At 54.7% G+C, this 17,448-nt stretch carries 15 protein-coding genes, 1 tRNA gene and 1 pseudogene; 5 read left to right on the top strand and 12 right to left on the bottom strand.

Annotated elements, in window-relative coordinates; all coding sequences use genetic code 11:
- Positions 1 to 236: 236 nt before the first annotated feature.
- From G5193_RS14395 to G5193_RS14380, 4 genes are all read left to right on the top strand, one after another.
- Positions 237 to 2,927 (top strand): AAA family ATPase, encoded by a 2,691-nt coding sequence (locus tag G5193_RS14395; RefSeq protein WP_421206240.1) that lies wholly within the window; start codon positions 237 to 239, stop codon positions 2,925 to 2,927.
- A gap of 470 nt (positions 2,928 to 3,397) precedes the next feature.
- Positions 3,398 to 3,601: a methylation-associated defense system helix-turn-helix domain-containing protein MAD1 gene (gene mads1, locus G5193_RS14390; protein ID WP_219311437.1), complete on the top strand. Its 204-nt coding sequence runs from the start codon at positions 3,398 to 3,400 to the stop codon at positions 3,599 to 3,601.
- Between the two features lie 51 nt (positions 3,602 to 3,652).
- Complete coding sequence (locus tag G5193_RS14385) at positions 3,653 to 5,773, top strand: site-specific DNA-methyltransferase (protein WP_410741848.1); 2,121 nt, start codon at positions 3,653 to 3,655, stop codon at positions 5,771 to 5,773.
- A gap of 2 nt (positions 5,774 to 5,775) precedes the next feature.
- Entirely contained in the window at positions 5,776 to 8,361 is a 2,586-nt protein-coding gene (locus G5193_RS14380) for a DEAD/DEAH box helicase (RefSeq protein ID WP_219311434.1), read from the top strand.
- 144 nt (positions 8,362 to 8,505) lie between these two features.
- Here G5193_RS14380 and G5193_RS14375 read toward each other — a convergent pair whose 3' ends face one another.
- From G5193_RS14375 to G5193_RS14345, 7 genes and pseudogenes are all read right to left on the bottom strand, one after another.
- Positions 8,506 to 8,808: a hypothetical protein gene (locus G5193_RS14375; protein ID WP_219311431.1), complete on the bottom strand. Its 303-nt coding sequence runs from the start codon at positions 8,806 to 8,808 to the stop codon at positions 8,506 to 8,508.
- Positions 8,809 to 8,878: 70 nt separating this feature from the next.
- A pseudogene (locus G5193_RS14370) lies at positions 8,879 to 9,364 on the bottom strand (JAB domain-containing protein).
- A gap of 169 nt (positions 9,365 to 9,533) precedes the next feature.
- Positions 9,534 to 9,944, bottom strand: a complete 411-nt coding sequence (locus G5193_RS14365) for a hypothetical protein (protein WP_219311429.1) — start codon at positions 9,942 to 9,944, stop codon at positions 9,534 to 9,536.
- 9 nt (positions 9,945 to 9,953) lie between these two features.
- Entirely contained in the window at positions 9,954 to 10,379 is a 426-nt protein-coding gene (locus G5193_RS14360; protein WP_410741847.1) for a DUF2787 domain-containing protein, read from the bottom strand.
- Positions 10,380 to 10,440: 61 nt separating this feature from the next.
- Positions 10,441 to 10,887: a hypothetical protein gene (locus G5193_RS14355; RefSeq protein WP_421206239.1), complete on the bottom strand. Its 447-nt coding sequence runs from the start codon at positions 10,885 to 10,887 to the stop codon at positions 10,441 to 10,443.
- Between the two features lie 218 nt (positions 10,888 to 11,105).
- The gene (locus G5193_RS14350; protein ID WP_362838202.1) at positions 11,106 to 11,561 is read right to left on the bottom strand and encodes an IrmA family protein; all 456 of its coding nucleotides are present in this window, start codon (positions 11,559 to 11,561) and stop codon (positions 11,106 to 11,108) included.
- A gap of 3 nt (positions 11,562 to 11,564) precedes the next feature.
- Entirely contained in the window at positions 11,565 to 12,398 is an 834-nt protein-coding gene (locus tag G5193_RS14345) for a hypothetical protein (RefSeq protein ID WP_198505933.1), read from the bottom strand.
- Between the two features lie 161 nt (positions 12,399 to 12,559).
- Here G5193_RS14345 and G5193_RS14340 point away from each other — a divergent pair, with 161 nt between their 5' ends.
- On the top strand, positions 12,560 to 12,910 hold the full coding sequence (locus tag G5193_RS14340) for a helix-turn-helix domain-containing protein (RefSeq protein ID WP_024945995.1): 351 nt from the start codon (positions 12,560 to 12,562) through the stop codon (positions 12,908 to 12,910).
- Positions 12,911 to 12,921: 11 nt separating this feature from the next.
- Here G5193_RS14340 and G5193_RS14335 read toward each other — a convergent pair whose 3' ends face one another.
- From G5193_RS14335 to G5193_RS14315, 5 genes are all read right to left on the bottom strand, one after another.
- Complete coding sequence (locus G5193_RS14335) at positions 12,922 to 13,902, bottom strand: hypothetical protein (RefSeq protein ID WP_319888704.1); 981 nt, start codon at positions 13,900 to 13,902, stop codon at positions 12,922 to 12,924.
- Entirely contained in the window at positions 13,899 to 14,888 is a 990-nt protein-coding gene (locus G5193_RS14330; protein WP_198505931.1) for a YqaJ viral recombinase family protein, read from the bottom strand. Before G5193_RS14330 ends, G5193_RS14335 begins: the two co-directional genes overlap by 4 nt.
- A 94-nt stretch (positions 14,889 to 14,982) precedes the next feature.
- Positions 14,983 to 15,933, bottom strand: coding sequence for a DUF932 domain-containing protein (locus G5193_RS14325; RefSeq protein ID WP_024943923.1), 951 nt, complete (start codon positions 15,931 to 15,933; stop codon positions 14,983 to 14,985).
- A 254-nt stretch (positions 15,934 to 16,187) separates the two neighbouring features.
- Positions 16,188 to 16,263 (bottom strand) — tRNA-Thr (locus tag G5193_RS14320).
- A gap of 89 nt (positions 16,264 to 16,352) precedes the next feature.
- Positions 16,353 to 17,093: a phosphatase gene (locus tag G5193_RS14315; RefSeq protein ID WP_111900856.1), complete on the bottom strand. Its 741-nt coding sequence runs from the start codon at positions 17,091 to 17,093 to the stop codon at positions 16,353 to 16,355.
- Positions 17,094 to 17,448 lie beyond the last annotated feature (355 nt).

Here is a 17,448-nt window from a genome sequence, read left to right as displayed (position 1 = left end):
GAAGGGGATGGTGATGATCAGATCACCGAGTCCTCAGTAAGTTCCCTTCAAACTGCATCGATTTAAGCAACAACGCCATGACGGGATTGGCAATCGTGAGTTTTGGAAAAAAATCGAGCGGTTGTAAAGATATGTTCATTGTGAGTTATGTGATGGGTTCCGAACGTTCTGAGTTGCCTACTTGCGATCTATTTGGGTACGGCTTTTAATCGGCAGACCTGAAAAAGGAGACGGCTATGCCATTGCTGGACGAGATTATAGAATGGGGCAACGGGCTTAGGCCCTGGCAACAGGAAGCTCTGCGCCGAATATTTTCCCGGCCCGAACTCACCCAAGATGACATTGAGACCATTCTGCAAATGGTTCGCGAGCAAGAACGGGAAGGTGCGGTTACGGGGAGCATTCAACCATTCACACTGGATGACGTACCAGGTGCCGGCAGTGGTGCAACTGTGCGATTAGTAGGCGTTTCGGGGCTGGACCAGGTAAACGGCTTCCCATCCGGTCGTGGCTTTGACCTCACACCGGAGGGCATAACCATTTTCTTTGGTCATAACGGGGCCGGCAAATCCGGCTACGCCCGCGTCTTCAAGAATGCCTGTAAAGCTCGGCATCGGGTGGAGGTCCTGCCTAATGCTTTTGGGGCGGCAACACCGCCCCGGTCACCATCAGCAGACTTCGCAATTTTAGTTGATGGCACTCCAGAAACCGCTCGCTGGGTCCAGAACGGGCCGGCACATCCGCATTTGAGCTCGGTCTCGGTCTACGACGTAGCATGCGCTAACGACTATATCGACGCGGAAGGGACACCAGCATTTCAGCCTTACGGACTGACTCACCTGACGCGCCTAGTCCTTCTTCAGCGCAATTTACAGACCCGAATTGGGACCGAACGCGATAACTTGGTTCTGGATACCCGACAATTCGAACAGCTGAAGGGTGACACCGAAGTCGGCCGCTATATCGCCAAGCTAGGGGTGAACTCAGACCGAACCGAACTGGCTCGATTGGGGTCTGTGAGTAAAGAGGAACTCCTGCGACTGGAGTTTCTGAAGCGGACTTTACTGGAAAGCGATCCTACACCGCAGGCTCAGGCCCTGGAACGGCTGGCGACACGCCTGGATCAGGCCCAGCTCAGGGCTGAATCAGTCCAGCGCTGGGTAAATGACCGTGCCATAACACGGGCAAAGGAACTGATCACGACGGAGAAAACCGCGCACTTCGCCATGCAACTGGCGCAAGAGCGTCTTCGGGGTAGAGTCGCACTGGACACCCTAGAGCCATCGGTAACACCCTCGAACATCACCACTCTGCTGGATGGCACGGGTGCAGGACTCTGGCAAACGATGTACCGGGCTGCTGAAGCATTCTCTCTGCAGGCGGCATACCCTGAACACTCCTTCCCACATTTGGAACCGGACGCTTACTGTGTACTCTGCCAACAACCCTATTCAACGGATGCTTCGGAGCGCATGCGGCGTTTCGCAGCATTTGTCGCCGACAGCGCTACTGCAGATGCGCAAGCCGCCACCCTTGCACGCAAGGACGCTCTAGGGAAGGTGTTGGCTGTCGATTTGAACGTTCTTGATGTGCCGACGTTGGCTGACGTGGCGGAGCGACTGCCTGATCTGCATGCTGCCATTACTGCTGCGGCGTCGGTCTGGACTATTAGGCACACTTGGGTTCGCGAAGCACTAAAAGTTGGAAACTGGTCTCCCGAGTCAGCAGAGCTTCCTATCGAAGCGAACCTCGATAACCTCTTTGCAACCAAAGCTGCTTCGCTGCGAGCCGACGCCAATACCCTGCGGACCTCTGCCGATCCCGCTGTTCGCTTGGCGCTGACCCAAGAGCTGGCAGAGTTGGAAGCCCGGCAACGTCTCAGTAGTCAGCTTGGCATGGTGGAGAGCTTCATTCAGAACAGTAAGGTCCATGCCACGTTGAGCCGCTGCCATGCCGCCCTCAACCCAGCGGGCATATCACGCAAACTGACAACCCTAGCTGCGACGCATGTAACAGAGGCATTGGCCGCCTCCATGAATGCTGAGTTAAAAGCCCTGGGCTATAAGCGACGGGTGCAACCCGACCTCAGCGGACGCACGGAGCTTGGGGTAACCAAGGTCACGCTGCGTCTGCAAGAAATCACGGCAAAAGCCTCCAAGATACTGTCTGAAGGGGAGCAGCGTGCTTTGGGAATGGCAATGTTCCTCGCCGAACTCGAATCCCTGCCACATACTTCGACCGTGATTTTCGACGATCCGTCTACCTCGCTGGACCACATATATCGTCGGGCCATCGCTCGACGTTTGGTGGCGCTAGCTGATACCCGCCAAGTACTCGTATTTACTCATGATGCGGTGTTCCTGACCGAGCTCGCCATGGCGCTTCAGCGTGCTGATCGAGCGGCCAATTACAAGACCATCTGTTGGGATGAGTCGCCGGGTTTGGTGAGCGAAGGACTGACATGGACGACGATGGACACCAAGGCCCGCCTGACTAATCTGGAAAATCGCGCGAAAGCGCTGCACGTTCCGGCCGGTAGCGACCCAGACGATGAGCTTGAGCGGCAAATTGCATCGGGGTACTCAAGCCTCAGAGGCACAGTCGAACGCGCCATTCGCGAGGTTTTCCTAAACAACACGGTCCAGCCGTTCAGCGATGTGGTGAGCGTAGAAGCATTTGGGGCCGTCATTGGCCACCCCGCTGATGAGTGGGAGCAGTTGCTAGCAGTGTATGATCGGGCCTGCGAAGCTACCGAGGCCCACGACACCCCAGGCGAGCGTCAACTACCACTTCCAACGCGTGACGAGCTGCTCGGCGATATTGCCCAGGTCTTGGAGTTAATCAACAAGGCGTCTAAACGCCGAACCGCCTACGAGAATCTACGCCGGGATAGGACCGCGCAACGCAAGAAACTCTTTGGTAGTTAGTCTGACTTTTCAAGCCGAGCTGGTCGGGCTCGGTTTGATGCAGCTTTGGCTTGCTAAATAATCACCATTTACCCAAGTCAGGTTTAACCGATTCATTTGTTGAATACTTTGCTCTGTCTTTGTTCACTCATAATCTCGCACTTTTTATACAGGTAATCAGACTCTGGTGAATGTTGACGAACCATGTTGTGTGAGCTCCTCATTTGGAAAGCAATCCCCATTCAAAATTCGTCTATTCTGTGTGCTTTAAAATGGAGTTTCAATTCCACGTTGTGGCTGAAACCCATCATTGCCGGGTAATCGCTATTCCTAGCACGACCAAGTGCCCCGGCTCCATGTCCTCCGTCCGCACCATCAGGTGAGCCAAGGTGCGGATATCAACCAGTGTCAATTCTGGATGCTGATTGAGATTTTATGGTAAATTTGGCTAAATTCTGCAATCTGAATCCATCCTTGATATAGGCACCGCCATGACAACCTCTGAAGGCGAAATCCTCACCCTCGAAGAAGTTGCCGCATACCTTAAAGCAGGCAAGCGTACGGTCTATCGACTGGCGCAGGAGGGGAAAATCCCTGCCTTCAAGCTTGGCGGCAGTTGGCGCTTCCGCCGTGCGGAACTAGACAACTGGATTGCCGCCAGTATCGGGAACTCACATAAACAAGGTGAAAGCTGATGTCGCTTTTTATTGCCATACACCGCATATCACGACAAACAGGGAGCGGCCGTGTCTCGACTCACTGACCTACTCGCCAACGCCAAGGCTAAGGACTCACAGCTGGGTGCCGATCTGGAGCGTGAGTTCAAGTTACTCTCCTCTCGACTGCCGTTTGGTCTGAACTTTGAACGTCACAGCCCGGAGGCGGTTGAGTTGCCTTTGCGCCCTGTTCGTAAGGGTGACAAAGTGCGCGTACTGCCTCAACGTGGCTCGGTCAAAAAAGGCGATCAGCGCCTGTGGCAGGTTAAGGCTATTCACAAGACCACGAAAATTGCTGACTTGGAACTACTAGATACAGCAGAGCCTGAAATACAGTCTGTGCCGCTGGTCGATCTGGTCGTGGTAGCGGAATTCCGGGACACGATTTACCCAGGCTTGGTTAGCACCGGCAAAGTCACGCGCGGCGGCGACAAGCCCTTTCACACAGTCATCAACGGCGAGAACTATCACGTGTTGAAGGCTCTGACCTACACGCATCGAGGTAGGGTTGATGCGATCTACATCGACCCTCCGTACAACACCGGGGCGAAGGACTGGAAATACAATAACGATTACGTTGAAGGTGATGACCTGTACCGCCACAGCAAATGGCTGGCGATGATGGAGAGGCGTTTGGATATGGCCAAGGTGCTGCTTAATCCTGCGGACTCTGTGTTGATCGTAACAATCGACGAAAAGGAATATCTTCGACTGGGAATGTTGCTGGAGCAAATGTTCCCCGAAGCCGCTATTCAAATGATTAGTAGTGTCATCAACCCAAAAGGTTCAGCCCGAACGGGAAGGTTTAGCAGAGTTGACGAATACATTTACTTTGTTTTCTTCGGCAACTCCAAAGTTACCCCATGGCGTACTGACATGCTTAGAGAAGTGAAGGAGGACGGCCGCAGTGTTCGTTGGGCAGGTTTGATGCGAAATGGGGAGGGAAGTCGAAGAACGCGAATTCCTTCGATGTTCTTTCCCATCTTTATCGACAAAGAGACCGGCCAATACCATTCGACTGGTGAGCCTCCTGCAGTCGATGTAAAGCCAGATGAAATACCTGTACCAGAGGGAACCATTGCAATTTTACCTATTGATGGGAACGGTCAGGAATTGATGTGGCGCCTAAGTCCAAGTTCATTTCGAGAATATTTGGAGATTGGACACGCAAAATTTGGCCCCCGAAACAAGAAGACGGGGTTGCGTTCTGTTTCATACCTTCAATCCGGTATTCGCAAGATGATTGAATGCGGCGAGATCATAGCTACCGGGCGCAATAGCGAGGGAGCTCTTGAACTGCAGTTCGCGGATTCAGTAGGTACAAGAAGCCCAGGAACTCTTTGGAATATGGTTTCCCATAGTGCAAGCGAGCACGGTGCAGGCTTGCTGAAGCGAATGGTTCCCGGGCGACGCTTTCCGTATCCAAAATCTCTGTATGCAGTGGAGGACTGTCTAAGGTTTGTGCTCGCGAAGAAACCTAATGCAGTAGTAGTCGATTTCTTTAGCGGCTCGGGTACCACAGCCCATGCCGTGATGAGGCTGAACAAGCAGGATGGCGGTAGCCGCCAGAGCATTTCGGTAACTAACAACGAGGTGGCTGCCGACGAACAGAAAGCACTTCGTGAGCAGGGGTTGCGCCCCGGCGATGCCGAATGGGAAAAGCACGGTATCTGTGACTACATCACCAAGCCGCGCGTTGCTGCTGCTATTACCGGTAAGACGCCAGCCGGTGAGCCGATCAAGGGCGATTACAAGTTCACAGACGAATTCCCGATGGCTGATGGATTCGAGGAAAACGCTGAGTTCTTCACCTTGACCTACGAGGCCAAGAACGCGGTCAATCACAACCTGGCTTATGCGCGTATCACTCCCATGTTGTGGATGCGGGCGGGGGCTCAAGGTCGCCGCATAGACAAATTGCCACCAGAGGGATGGGCAGTGGTGGATACCTATGGTTTGTTGACCGAGGTGGATCAGGCCACGCCGTTTATCCATGCAGTGAGTCAAGCCAGCGGCTTGCGCGTTGTTTACATCGTTACCGACGATGAGCGGCGCTTTCAAGCCATTGCCAAGCGCCTGCCTGATGGCGTAGAGCCAGTGCGGCTGTATGAGTCGTACCTGTCCAATTTCAGCTTCGCAAACGGGGAATAGAGATGAAGTTCACCCTCAAGGACTATCAACGTGACGCAGTACGCGATGCATTGAACAACATCAGAGATGCGCAGGATGACTGGCATCGTAAATCGCGCAAGAGTGCGTTCTCTCTAACCGCCATCACGGGTGCGGGTAAGACTGTAATGGCAGCTGCCGCCTTCGAGGCGCTGTTTCACGGCGATGACGAGTTTCAATTCGATGCTGATCCTGGTGCTGTGGTGATCTGGTTCAGCGATGATCCGTCACTGAATGAGCAAACGCGTTTCCGCTTGATGGAAGCCAGCGACCGCATCAATCACACCGATCTGGTTGTGGTGGAAAACACTTTTAACCGTCCACGGTTTGAGGCCGGGAAAATTTATTTTCTCAACACGCAAAAGTTGGGCAAAAACAGCTTGCTGGTGCGGGGGCATGACCAGGAAGAACTGGAAGCCAAGGCTGGCTCTCTGTTTCCAGAAACTCGGCCAGATCTGCGTACTTACACCATTTGGGATACGATCCAGAACACCATTGAAGACCCTGAGCTGACTTTGTATCTAGTGCTGGACGAGGCTCATCGCGGCATGGGCAATTCCACGGTCAAAGAAAAAGGCACTATCGTGCAACGCCTGATCAATGGTTTTAGCAGTGTGCCAGGAATCCCGGTGGTGTGGGGGATTTCGGCAACTGTGGAGCGTTTCAACAAGGCCATCGAGTTTGCGGGTAAGCACATCAAACTGCCGAATGTCGTTGTAGATGCAGTGAAGGTGCAGGAATCCGGCCTAATTAAAGACACCATATTGCTAGACATCCCAAACGAAACCGGTGATTTCGATACTGTGCTAGTACGACGCGCCACAGACAAGCTGAAGGAGTCCACCATCGCTTGGCATGAATATGCTAAACAACAGGATGAAGCACGCGCGGTGGTTCCGCTGATGGTGCTGCAAGTCCCCAATACGCCTGATCCGAACGAAATTGGTCGGGCACTGGACACGATCTTTGATCGTTACCCGGACTTGCCTATTGCTAGCGTGGCGCATGTGTTTGGTGATCACACCACGCAGCAATTCGGTAACCACAATGTGCCACACATCGAACCGCAACGGGTGCAGGACGCGACTTGGGTGCGGGTGTTGATCGCCAAAGATGCCATTAGTACCGGTTGGGATTGCCCACGCGCAGAAGTAATGGTGTCTTTCCGTGCGGCCAGCGACCGAACCCATATTACCCAATTGCTTGGCCGGATGGTCCGTTCACCCTTGGCCCGACGAATCCCCGGCAATGATCGACTGAATGCGGTGGATTGCTTGCTGCCGAAGTTCAACCGCAAGGCGGTTGAAGAAGTTGTCGATACGTTGATGAAAGGCGATGAATCGGCACCACCCACTGGGCGCATACTGATTGATTATGTGGAAGTCAAACCACACAGCGAGGCCAACACCTCGGTATGGAGAGCTTTTGAGTCCCTTCCATCTCAAACCCGACCGCAGCGCGGTGCGAAACCGGCAAAGCGCCTCACCGCGTTGGCTCACGAATTGGCGTCTGACGGTATTTTGGCTGGAGCTGGCAGGTTGGCTCATGCCCTGATGCACGAAGCACTGGATGCGTTCCAGGTATCTCAGAAAGAGAAGATCGAGGCTAAGCGCAAGTCTGTGCTGACCGTCGATGGCAAGACGGTTATTGCCGACATGAAGGGTAAGGAAAAGACCTTCGATCAGTTCTGGGAAGACGCCGACGTCGCAGTGATCGACGACGCCTACCGGCGCGCGGCGCGCATCTTTAGTCCGGACATTGCGAAAACATATGTCGAGCATTTGGCCAGGCAGGTCGCCAACCCACACGACGATCCAGAGGAGTTTCTTGATGCCATCGTAGAGGCCCGAGTCACTGTCGCAGGTCTAGGCTTGGTTACTGAAGTTCAAGCCTATTTTGATGAAAAAGCCGACACGCTTGCGAAAGCGTGGCTTGCGGAATACGCGCCTCAGATCAAGGCACTCTCGGACGACCGCAAGGAGTCCTATCGGCAAATCATCGAGATGAGCACCGAGCCACAGAGCGTGGATTTGGCAAAGCCTGAATCTCGCTATGAAGCTACTAAGGCGCGAGAAAACGACAAGGAAATTACCTTCCAAACCTGGAAAAACCATCTGCTGATCGACAAGGACGGCAAGTATCCAGCCGAGCTGAATGAATGGGAACGCACGGTTGTCGAAGCGGAATCCAAGCGCACTGGCTTCCGATTCTGGTATCGTAACCCACAGCAACCGGGACAGTCCTCATTGGGTATTGCTTACCGTGAAGATGAGCAATTCAAGATCGTCCGTCCAGACTTTATCTTTTTTGCAGAGCAAGATGGCAAGGTCGTGGTGGATTTGGTCGATCCACACGGGCTTCATCTGGCCGACGCCTTGCCAAAGTTGCAGGGGTTGGCTGAGTACGCTACTAAACACGCAGACGCTTACCGTCGTATTGAAGCCGTGGCTGAAGCAAGCGGTAAACTGCGTGTGCTTGATTTGACCCGCACAGATGTACGGCAAGCGGTGTTGGATGCATCGAGTGCGAAGGTCTTGTTTGAAGGTCTATTGGCCAACGACTATCTGTGACATGAAGGCCATTGAGGCCATTTTTGGCAGGTCAGGATGTCAGCCTACAACGAGCGATTCAGGAAAACTGTGGCTTGCTCAATTTCAACAACATGGAGTTTAAAGAGTAAACAAAAAAATGAAGGCCGGGTATCCCGGCCTTCTTCACATCCAGTGTTCCGGGATCGCGAGTTCAAAAGATCGTGCCACGTAGTGCAGCATGGCGATGACCTCCTTATGGCGAGCAGTATCAATCAGTTGCCCTGCCTTACGCCGCTCCAGCATATCTTGTAGCTCAGGCAGGTCAAACATGCCGAGCCGGTAGAAGTTTCCCCAAGTTGGTTGACCAAACAGGTTGTAGATGACAATGGTGCTATCACGCTCGCTAGCAAGGCGCTTCTCGCCGCTTATCTTGGTCAGGGCCGTTTCGGCTTCCTCTTTGTCATCGTAGGTGTTTAGCAGTTTCATAGTCGGATGTTTGGCAGAAATTAAACCACAGAGTCTAGCAAAAATGGTGATAGAACCACAGCGAGAGCGTTTAACCCAAAGAGCCTCTCTCCACAAGCGATACAATCCCCCCTCCGTGGCAACCACCAGATGAACTAGGATAAGGATATAGACCAGTGCACTCTGCAGCTGTTGGGTGACCTTAATGTCTGCTCGACTGGGCTCCGGGTGGCCTGATGGGTGATTATGTACCAGCACCATTGCCGCCGCATTGATTGCAAGCGCACGTTTGACAACTTCCCTTGGTTAAACGGAGGCACTACAAAACAACTCTTCATACGCCAGAACCCGGTGCAGGTTATCCAAGAACAGCATGGCATGTACTTCATGCCCTTTACTCTGCTACAAGGTTTGTAATGCACTTCTGTGCCGAGTGTTTGTCGGTAATCGATTCTCCCTTGGCCAGTTTCTGACGGGCAATCTGGTTGGCGATAGTCAACAGGTCCTCTTCGTTAATCAGTTCAGTGACGAGATAAATTCCGGAGATCTCCCCGGCGAGCAGTTTGTGGTGCAACATGATGGTGCTCCATACGCCATCGCCCCGCCATTGAGCCAGTGCATTGCCCCGTTCGTTTTCATAGCACAGGTAGAGGGCACATCCGTCAAACGGCTGACCTCGGTCATGCACTGCTTCAATCTGACCATTGTGCTCAAGGTAAGCCTCCAGCTCGATGGCGATCACGGCGTTAATCATCTTCGGTCTCCTTGTCGGGGATGGGATCACTCTCCACGCGATAGCCACGATTGATGCAGGTACGCTGCAGGTCAGCCAAGAAGCTTGCCAGTACGCGAGGCAGCTCGGTGAGCAGCACGGGCCCAGCTTGGCAACGCCAGAAACAGCGACGCTTGGGGTCGATACAGATTTCATCTCTCGGCTGGCTCATTGTGTGCCAGTCCTCGGCATTGCTGAGGGAGAGCAGTTGCCACTGTGCGCCAGACCAACGGACTTGCAAGGTGACTGTGCTGGCTTGTGGGCTATCCGGTGTCAGGTGCAGTAGCCAGCGTTGACCACTGCGAGTGGGGGTTAGCTTGGCGCTGGTGGCGACTCGTCCCAGCCACTGACGTGAGTAGTGGGAGAGCGCTAATTCTTGGCTCATAGTTACCTCCTAATCCCCTGCGACCGTGACGCTGAAGCATTCCAACAGGCAGTAGGCAATAAAGTTGCTCTGCCAGATATCGAACAACTCCCGCGCTTCGGCCAGCCGCAGCGGTCCCCAGCCCAACATGGTGTGATCCCCATCGAGGAAGTTGAAGTCGAGCACCTTGCAGAGTTCCGCATCATGGCCGAGCCCTTGGTAGCTGAAGTCGGTGACGTAATCGAACAGCCAGCCATCTAGCCCACGGATCAGGCGGATCTCGACTGGGTGCACACCGCCTTGTTCGACGCTGTAGCCGGGGTTGCGAAAGTTGAAGGTCAGTTGGGTTAAGCGCTCGATATTGAGATCGGTTTTAGCGACTTCCTGGTCGAGCAGAACCAGCAATGCTTGGGCTACGGGCAGGGCAAAGCCGTCCCGGAAAAAGGGAATTGTCATGGTGTTTCCTCATTGAGTTCCAGCAGGAGAGCACCCCTGCGTTTTGCTTTGAAGTGATGGGTCAGTCGTTTAACCAATCCCACAGTTTGCTGACGCCATAGGCTGCGACGGCGCCCACGGCAAGGGGCGCTAACAACGGGGCTGTGGCAATACCGGTCACCGATACTACCGTTGCAGCAGCGCCACTACCTCCAGCAGTTGTGGCTAGGGTGCTGGCAGCAAGTCCTGCCGTTGCACTGGTGGCCGCCTTGCCTAACGTGTGACGAGCCACTTCGGCAGCCACCACAGTTGCTACAGCGGTCTGCAGCAGCTTGGGAGGGTGCTTAACCCCTTCTATGCACCAAGTAACAAACTGCTCGCCACTGGCAAATGGTTGGCCTTGCTCACCTTCATTGAGTCGGGCGTAAGCCCGTGCCAGGCTCTCTTCTCGGCTAAACAGGCGCATGGCATGGGGCCTGACCTCGATGGCGTGGTGCTGGCTGAATTCAGCCAGGGAGGTCAGCGCCAATTGAACTGAGTGCTCACCGGCAGGAGTGCGTAGACAGTGAATGACCTGGTCATGGCCAACAAAGAGACCATGATGAGGGCCTTCTGGCTGTGGTGTTACTAAGTGATCGCCAATAATGAAATGTCGTGTCATGGGATGATGATCCTCATCAAAGGTTGGAAATGAAAAGGGCGTCACCGTTATGGTGACGCCCTTTGACTTTATTTTTTCTGAGTAGGCTACTTGCCGCCCACTGTGATCTTCAGTGGTTGATGAAATTCAGGAGTGAAGGTTGATATCGGCAGTCGGGTGACTTGGTTGTTGGCGAGCACCTCGGTTGCCTGAATAATGGCGATGGACTTGGCCTGCTCTACTTGGGCGCAATCCACTTCTGTAAAGCCACCACCATAGCGGGTAGCGTCGCTCCCACCGAATGGCTCAACCTCCAGCGTTGATTCAGCTAAGGCTTTGCCCTTTTTGTCATTAAACTGCAGCGTGATATACAGCCGCCCAAACTCATCCGCTCCCCCACTATCGAGAGAAAAATGGTACGCGCAGACGCCCTGGTTGGCGTAGACAGTATCTGTGTGCTGGATAGCGAGGTAGCGTTGATCTTCTGCATGGCTTGGGTGGGCCCAGAGCAGTCCACAAGCCATCAGGGCAGCAATCGAGCATTTAATTGAAGTGATGTTCATGATTCACCCGTTGTAATAGTCGCAAGTGGAGGTCAACTTCGTGGGCTTGACCGTCCATGTGGCTTTTTGATCCTGCCCACGGTAGATGCTCAGGGTTGAGGCGGAGAGGATCGCGTTGACGAGCTCAGTCCATTCGGCCTGGCTTTTGGCTTTACCGGACAGACGTTGGCCATTAACCTCGATCTCCTCAACGTTGCTTGAGGTATCGTAGGCTCTGGTGTATCTGAGTTCAGAGTGCAGGGGCCAAGTTGCCCCCGGCATCTGAAAGGCGCATTTGATTTCCAGTACGTATCGTGAGTAACCCTGGCCCTGTGTCAGGGTATAGCGAGGGCCATAACGCCCCTCTTCCGCCACCCACTGTGCAGGGGGACCTTTCGGGGCATCCAGCATCTGAGGCTTCTTGGCGTTCTCTTCTGCTTTTTTCCAAGATGCCACATTACCCTTCTTTCGTTCTTCCATGTACATCCAGGTATCCAGTGGATAACGCTTGATGAGCCGGTCACCGACCATGATATCGACGTTGTTCAGCCGATTGTAGGTATTGACCTCGATACTGGCGGAGGAGCTGCAGGTGCCGGTATCCAGTTTCTTAAAGCTGCGACTGGCGTGTTCGGCAACCAGCAGATCGCCAGTGGCACAGCCCGTTTGGGAGCTGTTGTTGACGAGGGCAAGGTAGTGGCTGTTTTTGTAGATCAAATCACAAGTACGTTTGTTATTACACGCTTGAGCCAAGGTGGTGCCGGTACTGTCTTCATAGGACCAGATGTCATTGGTGTTGCTGGCCATGATACTCGGTGCAGTGACTGCCAGGGTGAGCAATGGAACGAGTCGTTTCATAAGAACTCCTGTTGGTAGTAAGTCGTAGGGAATTGGGTAACTCTATACCGGTTAGATAGGCAGAAAATGCCCAGCACCAACCTTTTGGGTTGATCCTCACCTTTTGTGGTTCTTCATGTCAACGAGTCCACCCCCAACCATAGGGGTTGGTTGGAGGACTTATGACAGATATCAACTTTGAGCAGTTAGCCAAGAACGTGGGTAAGGCGATTGGGCGTCAGCGTAACCAAGCAGGGTTTACCCAGGAGCAGGTGGCTGAACACCTCAATATCGGGATGGAGGCCGTCTCCCGGATGGAGCGGGGGATTGTGGTGCCGACCGTGGTGCGGCTGGCGGAGCTCGCGCAACTTTTCGGCTGTGAGCTGGCGGATTTCCTGCGCGAGACCAGTAACCGCCCGACCGAGCAGGGCATTGTGCTGAGCCAGCAACTGGCCCGGCTCGATGATGCTGACCGAACTCTGTTGCTGGAAACAGTAGAACGGTTGGTGGAGCGGTTGGCGCGTTCCCGCTGATCATCCACCATTCACTGGGGAGGGGATGGGTTCTCTTTCCCCAATTTGTTGGTGAGTGGACTCCTTCTTGGTTGTGGTCTCTGTGGCGTTCTGGTTGCTTGGCTTTGCGGTGCGTTACGCGAGGTAGCCGCCTCCGCCCCTGCGTTTCCATTCGCCGTTTCATCGCTGTTGGCTTCGGGATAAAACTCCTCCAGCAGCATCGGCACCTCTTCATCGATATCTTCAAACTGGCCGTTACGCAGCAACTCATGAGCAGCCAGCTCCATCTGCTCGATGGCCAAGCCTGCTTCTTGGTCACGCTGTGCTGCCTCCTGTGCCAACCTGACTGCCTCAGTCAGGCTGGTCTCTTCCCGCAAGGTCAAATCCACGTAGTAGACCGGTGTGCGGTAGGACTGGGTAGTGCTCTTGGCTCGCAGCCGCAGGGTGAGCGGCAGATAGCGGGTATGGCCACTGCTCACAGCCTCCAGGTACTTGAGCCGTGCCGCCAGGGTGCGCACCGAGTTGTAGCCGGTGGTGCGGAAGATAAAACTGCCAAGCTCATCCCCTTGCCCCTCCACAAACAGGTTCAGTCGCCCGTACAGCTTGCAGCCCTGTTGCCCTGCAAAGGCGCAGCGCTCGGGCCCAGAGCAGCTGACCTCCTCCATGCCTTGCGCCCCCACTCGTCTTGCCACCTCCCCATTCCCGACACAGAGCGGCCTGCCGGTTTGCCGGTCAAAGGCGCTGTATTCCGCCCGCAGATTCAAGTCGCTATCGTTGAACAGCACCCGCACCGGAATGGCGCGGATCTTGGTCTGCTCCTGCCCTTGGCCACTTTTCTGCGATGAGTAGTGTTGATGCAGAGGATGGAGCAACCATCCCCCCTTTTGTTGTACTTGGGTGGTGAGGGTGAAGCTGTCATCCTTCTCCGGTACCCACTTATCCTGTTTTTGCACCAGTTTGCCGATGCAGATCCGCCCGATCACGGGCGGGGTGATCGCCAGTCCTTTGATCATGGTGTTTGCCTCAAGGGTTGAATGGTGAAACGGCGCACGCCGGGCACCGGTTTGACGTAACGGGTGAGCAGGTCGGGATGATCCTGACCGAGCTTATCGAGATCCGGCGCCAGCCGGTCTTTACTGCGCTTCCAGGTGATCTTGCCATCGGCAAATAGCCCGGCTGTCGCTTCGCCCAAAGTGACTTGCAGCCGCTGCTTGAGTTGTGACTCCTGCAGCTCGACGGCTTCCTTTTGCTGACGCAATCGCAGTAGCTCGCCAAACAGCTGGTTGAACTCGGGGGAATCGGAGAGATCCAGCGTTTGGCCATCATCGCGGGGAAAGAGCCAGCTCAGGGCATTGGCGGCATCACTCGAGCCGTCAGGCTCAGGCTGCTGATCTTGTTGCACCATCTGCCAGAACTGCGCTTCCCGCTCGATGAGATCCTGGATCTTCTCCTCATCGCGCTCGATGCGATAAATCCGGAAATCCTGGCCGCCGATCAGCACTGCCACTTCGGCCCAGGCATGGCCGGTGACGGCCAACTGATGGAGTACCTGACACTGGTAAGCCACAGGCACCCCTTCCTCCCACTGGGGGGCGCTGTGATAGCTGGCGGTCTTGATCTCCAGAATGCCCGGCCCATCGGGATGGCCGACCACCTCTCGGTCGAGGTTGGCGAGCATGAAGGGTTGCTCGGGGTGTTGTAGCACTGCATTGACCCGGCGCACACGAAAGCCGGTGCGTTTGGCATAGACCTGCGCCAGCACAGGTTCGAGCTCGATGCCCCACAGCACAGCTTCCTTGTGGGATATATCTTCCGGCTCCTTGCGACCGGTCTTCTCCAGCCACAGGCTGAGCGGGCATTTGTAGGGGGATAGCCCCACTGCCACGGCAGCATCGGAGGAGCCAATGCCGAGTTTACGGATAGCGAGCCATTGCTCGCGGGTTAACTGGGTAGTAGAGGCCAGCCGCAGGGCTTGGCCATATTTGGCTTTTGCTTTCATGACGACTCCTTGTTGACGGCATAAATGGCGACGCCCGGATTGGCTTGCGCCAGTCCGGGTGAGGTCGTTATGCGGTTTGAATGGGGAAGCGGAATTACTGCAGCAGAGTGAGTGCTTGGCTCAGGGCTTGGGATTTGAGTTGAGCGCCCTGACCAAACCAGGCGGAATCGAGCCGGTGATCTTGGCTGCGAGCACGGCGATGATGGTCCACGTATTCTGTGACCGCATTGACCAGCCCCCAGGCGGTATTGCGGGAACTGGCAAGCTCTGAACCCATACCCGCGCCTTGATAGAGCTCATGCAGTCGTTGTACCGGCTTGGTGAGGATGATGCTCTCCTCATCCAGCGGTTGCGCCAACAGATCACTGAAAAAGCGTAGCGCCTCTTCGGGGGCGACTGGCCGCTGTGCCAATTCCTTAGTCTGTGCCTTGAACTCATCCCAATGAGACAGCCCGAGCCCAAGCGACTCTTTGACGGCAGCGGCATCGAACTGAGTGGAGTGTGGCACCTTGATGGCACCAGTAGCGCCGCGCAGTGCCATCTGCAGGGTGTTGTTGCAGACCACCCGCAGCGAGGTGAACTGCGCCGTGGTGCAGAGCGTGCCGTCGCAGCTGGTTGCCAGCAGCAGATAGGATTTTACCAAGTCATTGCCTTTGAGTTTTAGATCCTGGCCGGTCTTAGCCAGTGCCCACAGCTTGCGGCCGCCTTTAAGCGAGCCTGCGGTCTCCAGCTCAAATCCACCGGCCTCCACTAGGTCTTGATAGAAGTGCAGTACCTCGTGAGGCTGTACCACGTTGTAGCGGCTTGAGACCACCGACAGGGGTGCGAGGGTATCGGAGCGGTAAAGTACCTTGCTGTCGCTGTAGGGGCGAATATGCAGTGCATCGGAGGCGACGTTAAACATCACGTCGCTCTGCTCGATGGTCCAATCCATGCCGGCTGCCTGTAGCCAGATATCGAGGGATTGTTGCGGGGGCAAAACATTTCCAAGGCCATGCCAGGGCGTTTGACCGGTGTAGGCCATTGTGTCGATCAGGTGAGCCATGAGAAATCTCCAATGAAAAAGGGACTGCACAGAGCAGCCCCTTGGGTAGGTTCATAGAGATAACATATACCTGTAAATGAATGTAATGAGACGTATTCATTATTTGACGAAAGGTAAACGGATTCGGGACATGGCTGAATCAGAAAATGAAGTGCAGGAGGGTAATGAAGAATAAAAGCGGGGTATATGGAGGGGTATTTATCGAAAAAGCACAAAGGGCTAGCTTCAATTAGAAGCTAACCCTTTGTTTTATATGGTGCCGATAAGGGGGATCGAACTCCTGACCTTCGCATTACGAATGCGCTGCTCTACCAACTGAGCTATACCGGCTTGTTGCTCTCCACATTCATAAAAAATGACCGGCAAGTCAATTGAGCCAACTCGATTTTATGAGTTGGCTCATGGTGTTAGAGCACGATTTACAGATCGACAAACTCGGGGATATGGGCACGGCCGCGGCTCTCGAGGAAATCGAGCAGGGCGCGGGGGGAGCGCACCAGGATCCGCTCTTGCGGGAAGCCCGCTTCGGTCACCAGACGGTGGCAATGGTCAAAATCGCCAAGGGTAAATGCCACGTGGGAATCAGAGCCGAAGGTAAGATAGGCCCCCAGATCTCGCGCGGCTTCGACTATGGCACGGCAGTTGCCTTCGCTCCCCGGGCGGGAATGAATGAAGGAGGAGTTGTTGATCTCCAGCGCCACCCGATAGTCGGCCGCCGCCTTGACCACCGCCTGAATGTCGATGGGAAATGAGGGGTTGCCCGGGTGGCTGATCATATCGACCCGGCCGCTCTTGATGGCGTTGATCATCGCCTGGGTGTGAGTGGCCTGATCGCAGGGAGGGAATACCTGCTCATGAAAGCCCGCCATGATCATGTCGAGGCGCGACTCGTAACGCTCGGGAAAATCGATCTCCCCGTCGAGGTTTTTGATGTTGGCCTCGATACCCCGCAGGATCCCTACCCCATCCACCACTCTTGGCAATATCGGCAAGTTGGCAAAATGCCAGACATGAGGGGCATCGGCCATCTCGGGGCCGTGATCCGTGGTGGCAAACAGCTTGATCCCCTTGGCCCTGGCTATCGGCAGATAGTCGTGGATGGTGCTGTAGGCATGGGTGCTGGCAATGGTGTGAGTGTGGGTATCGACCGGGTACTTCATCTTCTCTCCCCTCATATTTTGAAAGGGCAGCATAGCAAAGAGCCGCAGCTTGGGCCACGCCAGTGCTTGCCACACTTTGTCACAAAATACCGCGAAGCTGACATAGTCTGAAGGACCCTGGCTGGCATACTGCCCCCGTCGATACATGCCTGAACTCGCATCGACAGTTTGCCGTCAGGATGACGCGAACTCACTTTCCCCACCGTCGCGCCCTGCGGCGGTTTTTTTTGCCTGCAAACCGGTAACAGACGCGCAAAAAAAGGCCCAACTAGCATGGTGCAGGTTGGGCGAGACTTAATGTTTAATTGCAGTGGCATAGATATAGAGTCCTGCTTTTTGACTAAGTTCCGCCCAC

The sequence above is a fragment of the Aeromonas sp. 601027 genome, from assembly GCF_049174455.1.
GTDB lineage: Bacteria > Pseudomonadota > Gammaproteobacteria > Enterobacterales > Aeromonadaceae > Aeromonas > Aeromonas veronii_A.
This window is presented reverse-complemented; position numbering and strand designations above follow the sequence as displayed.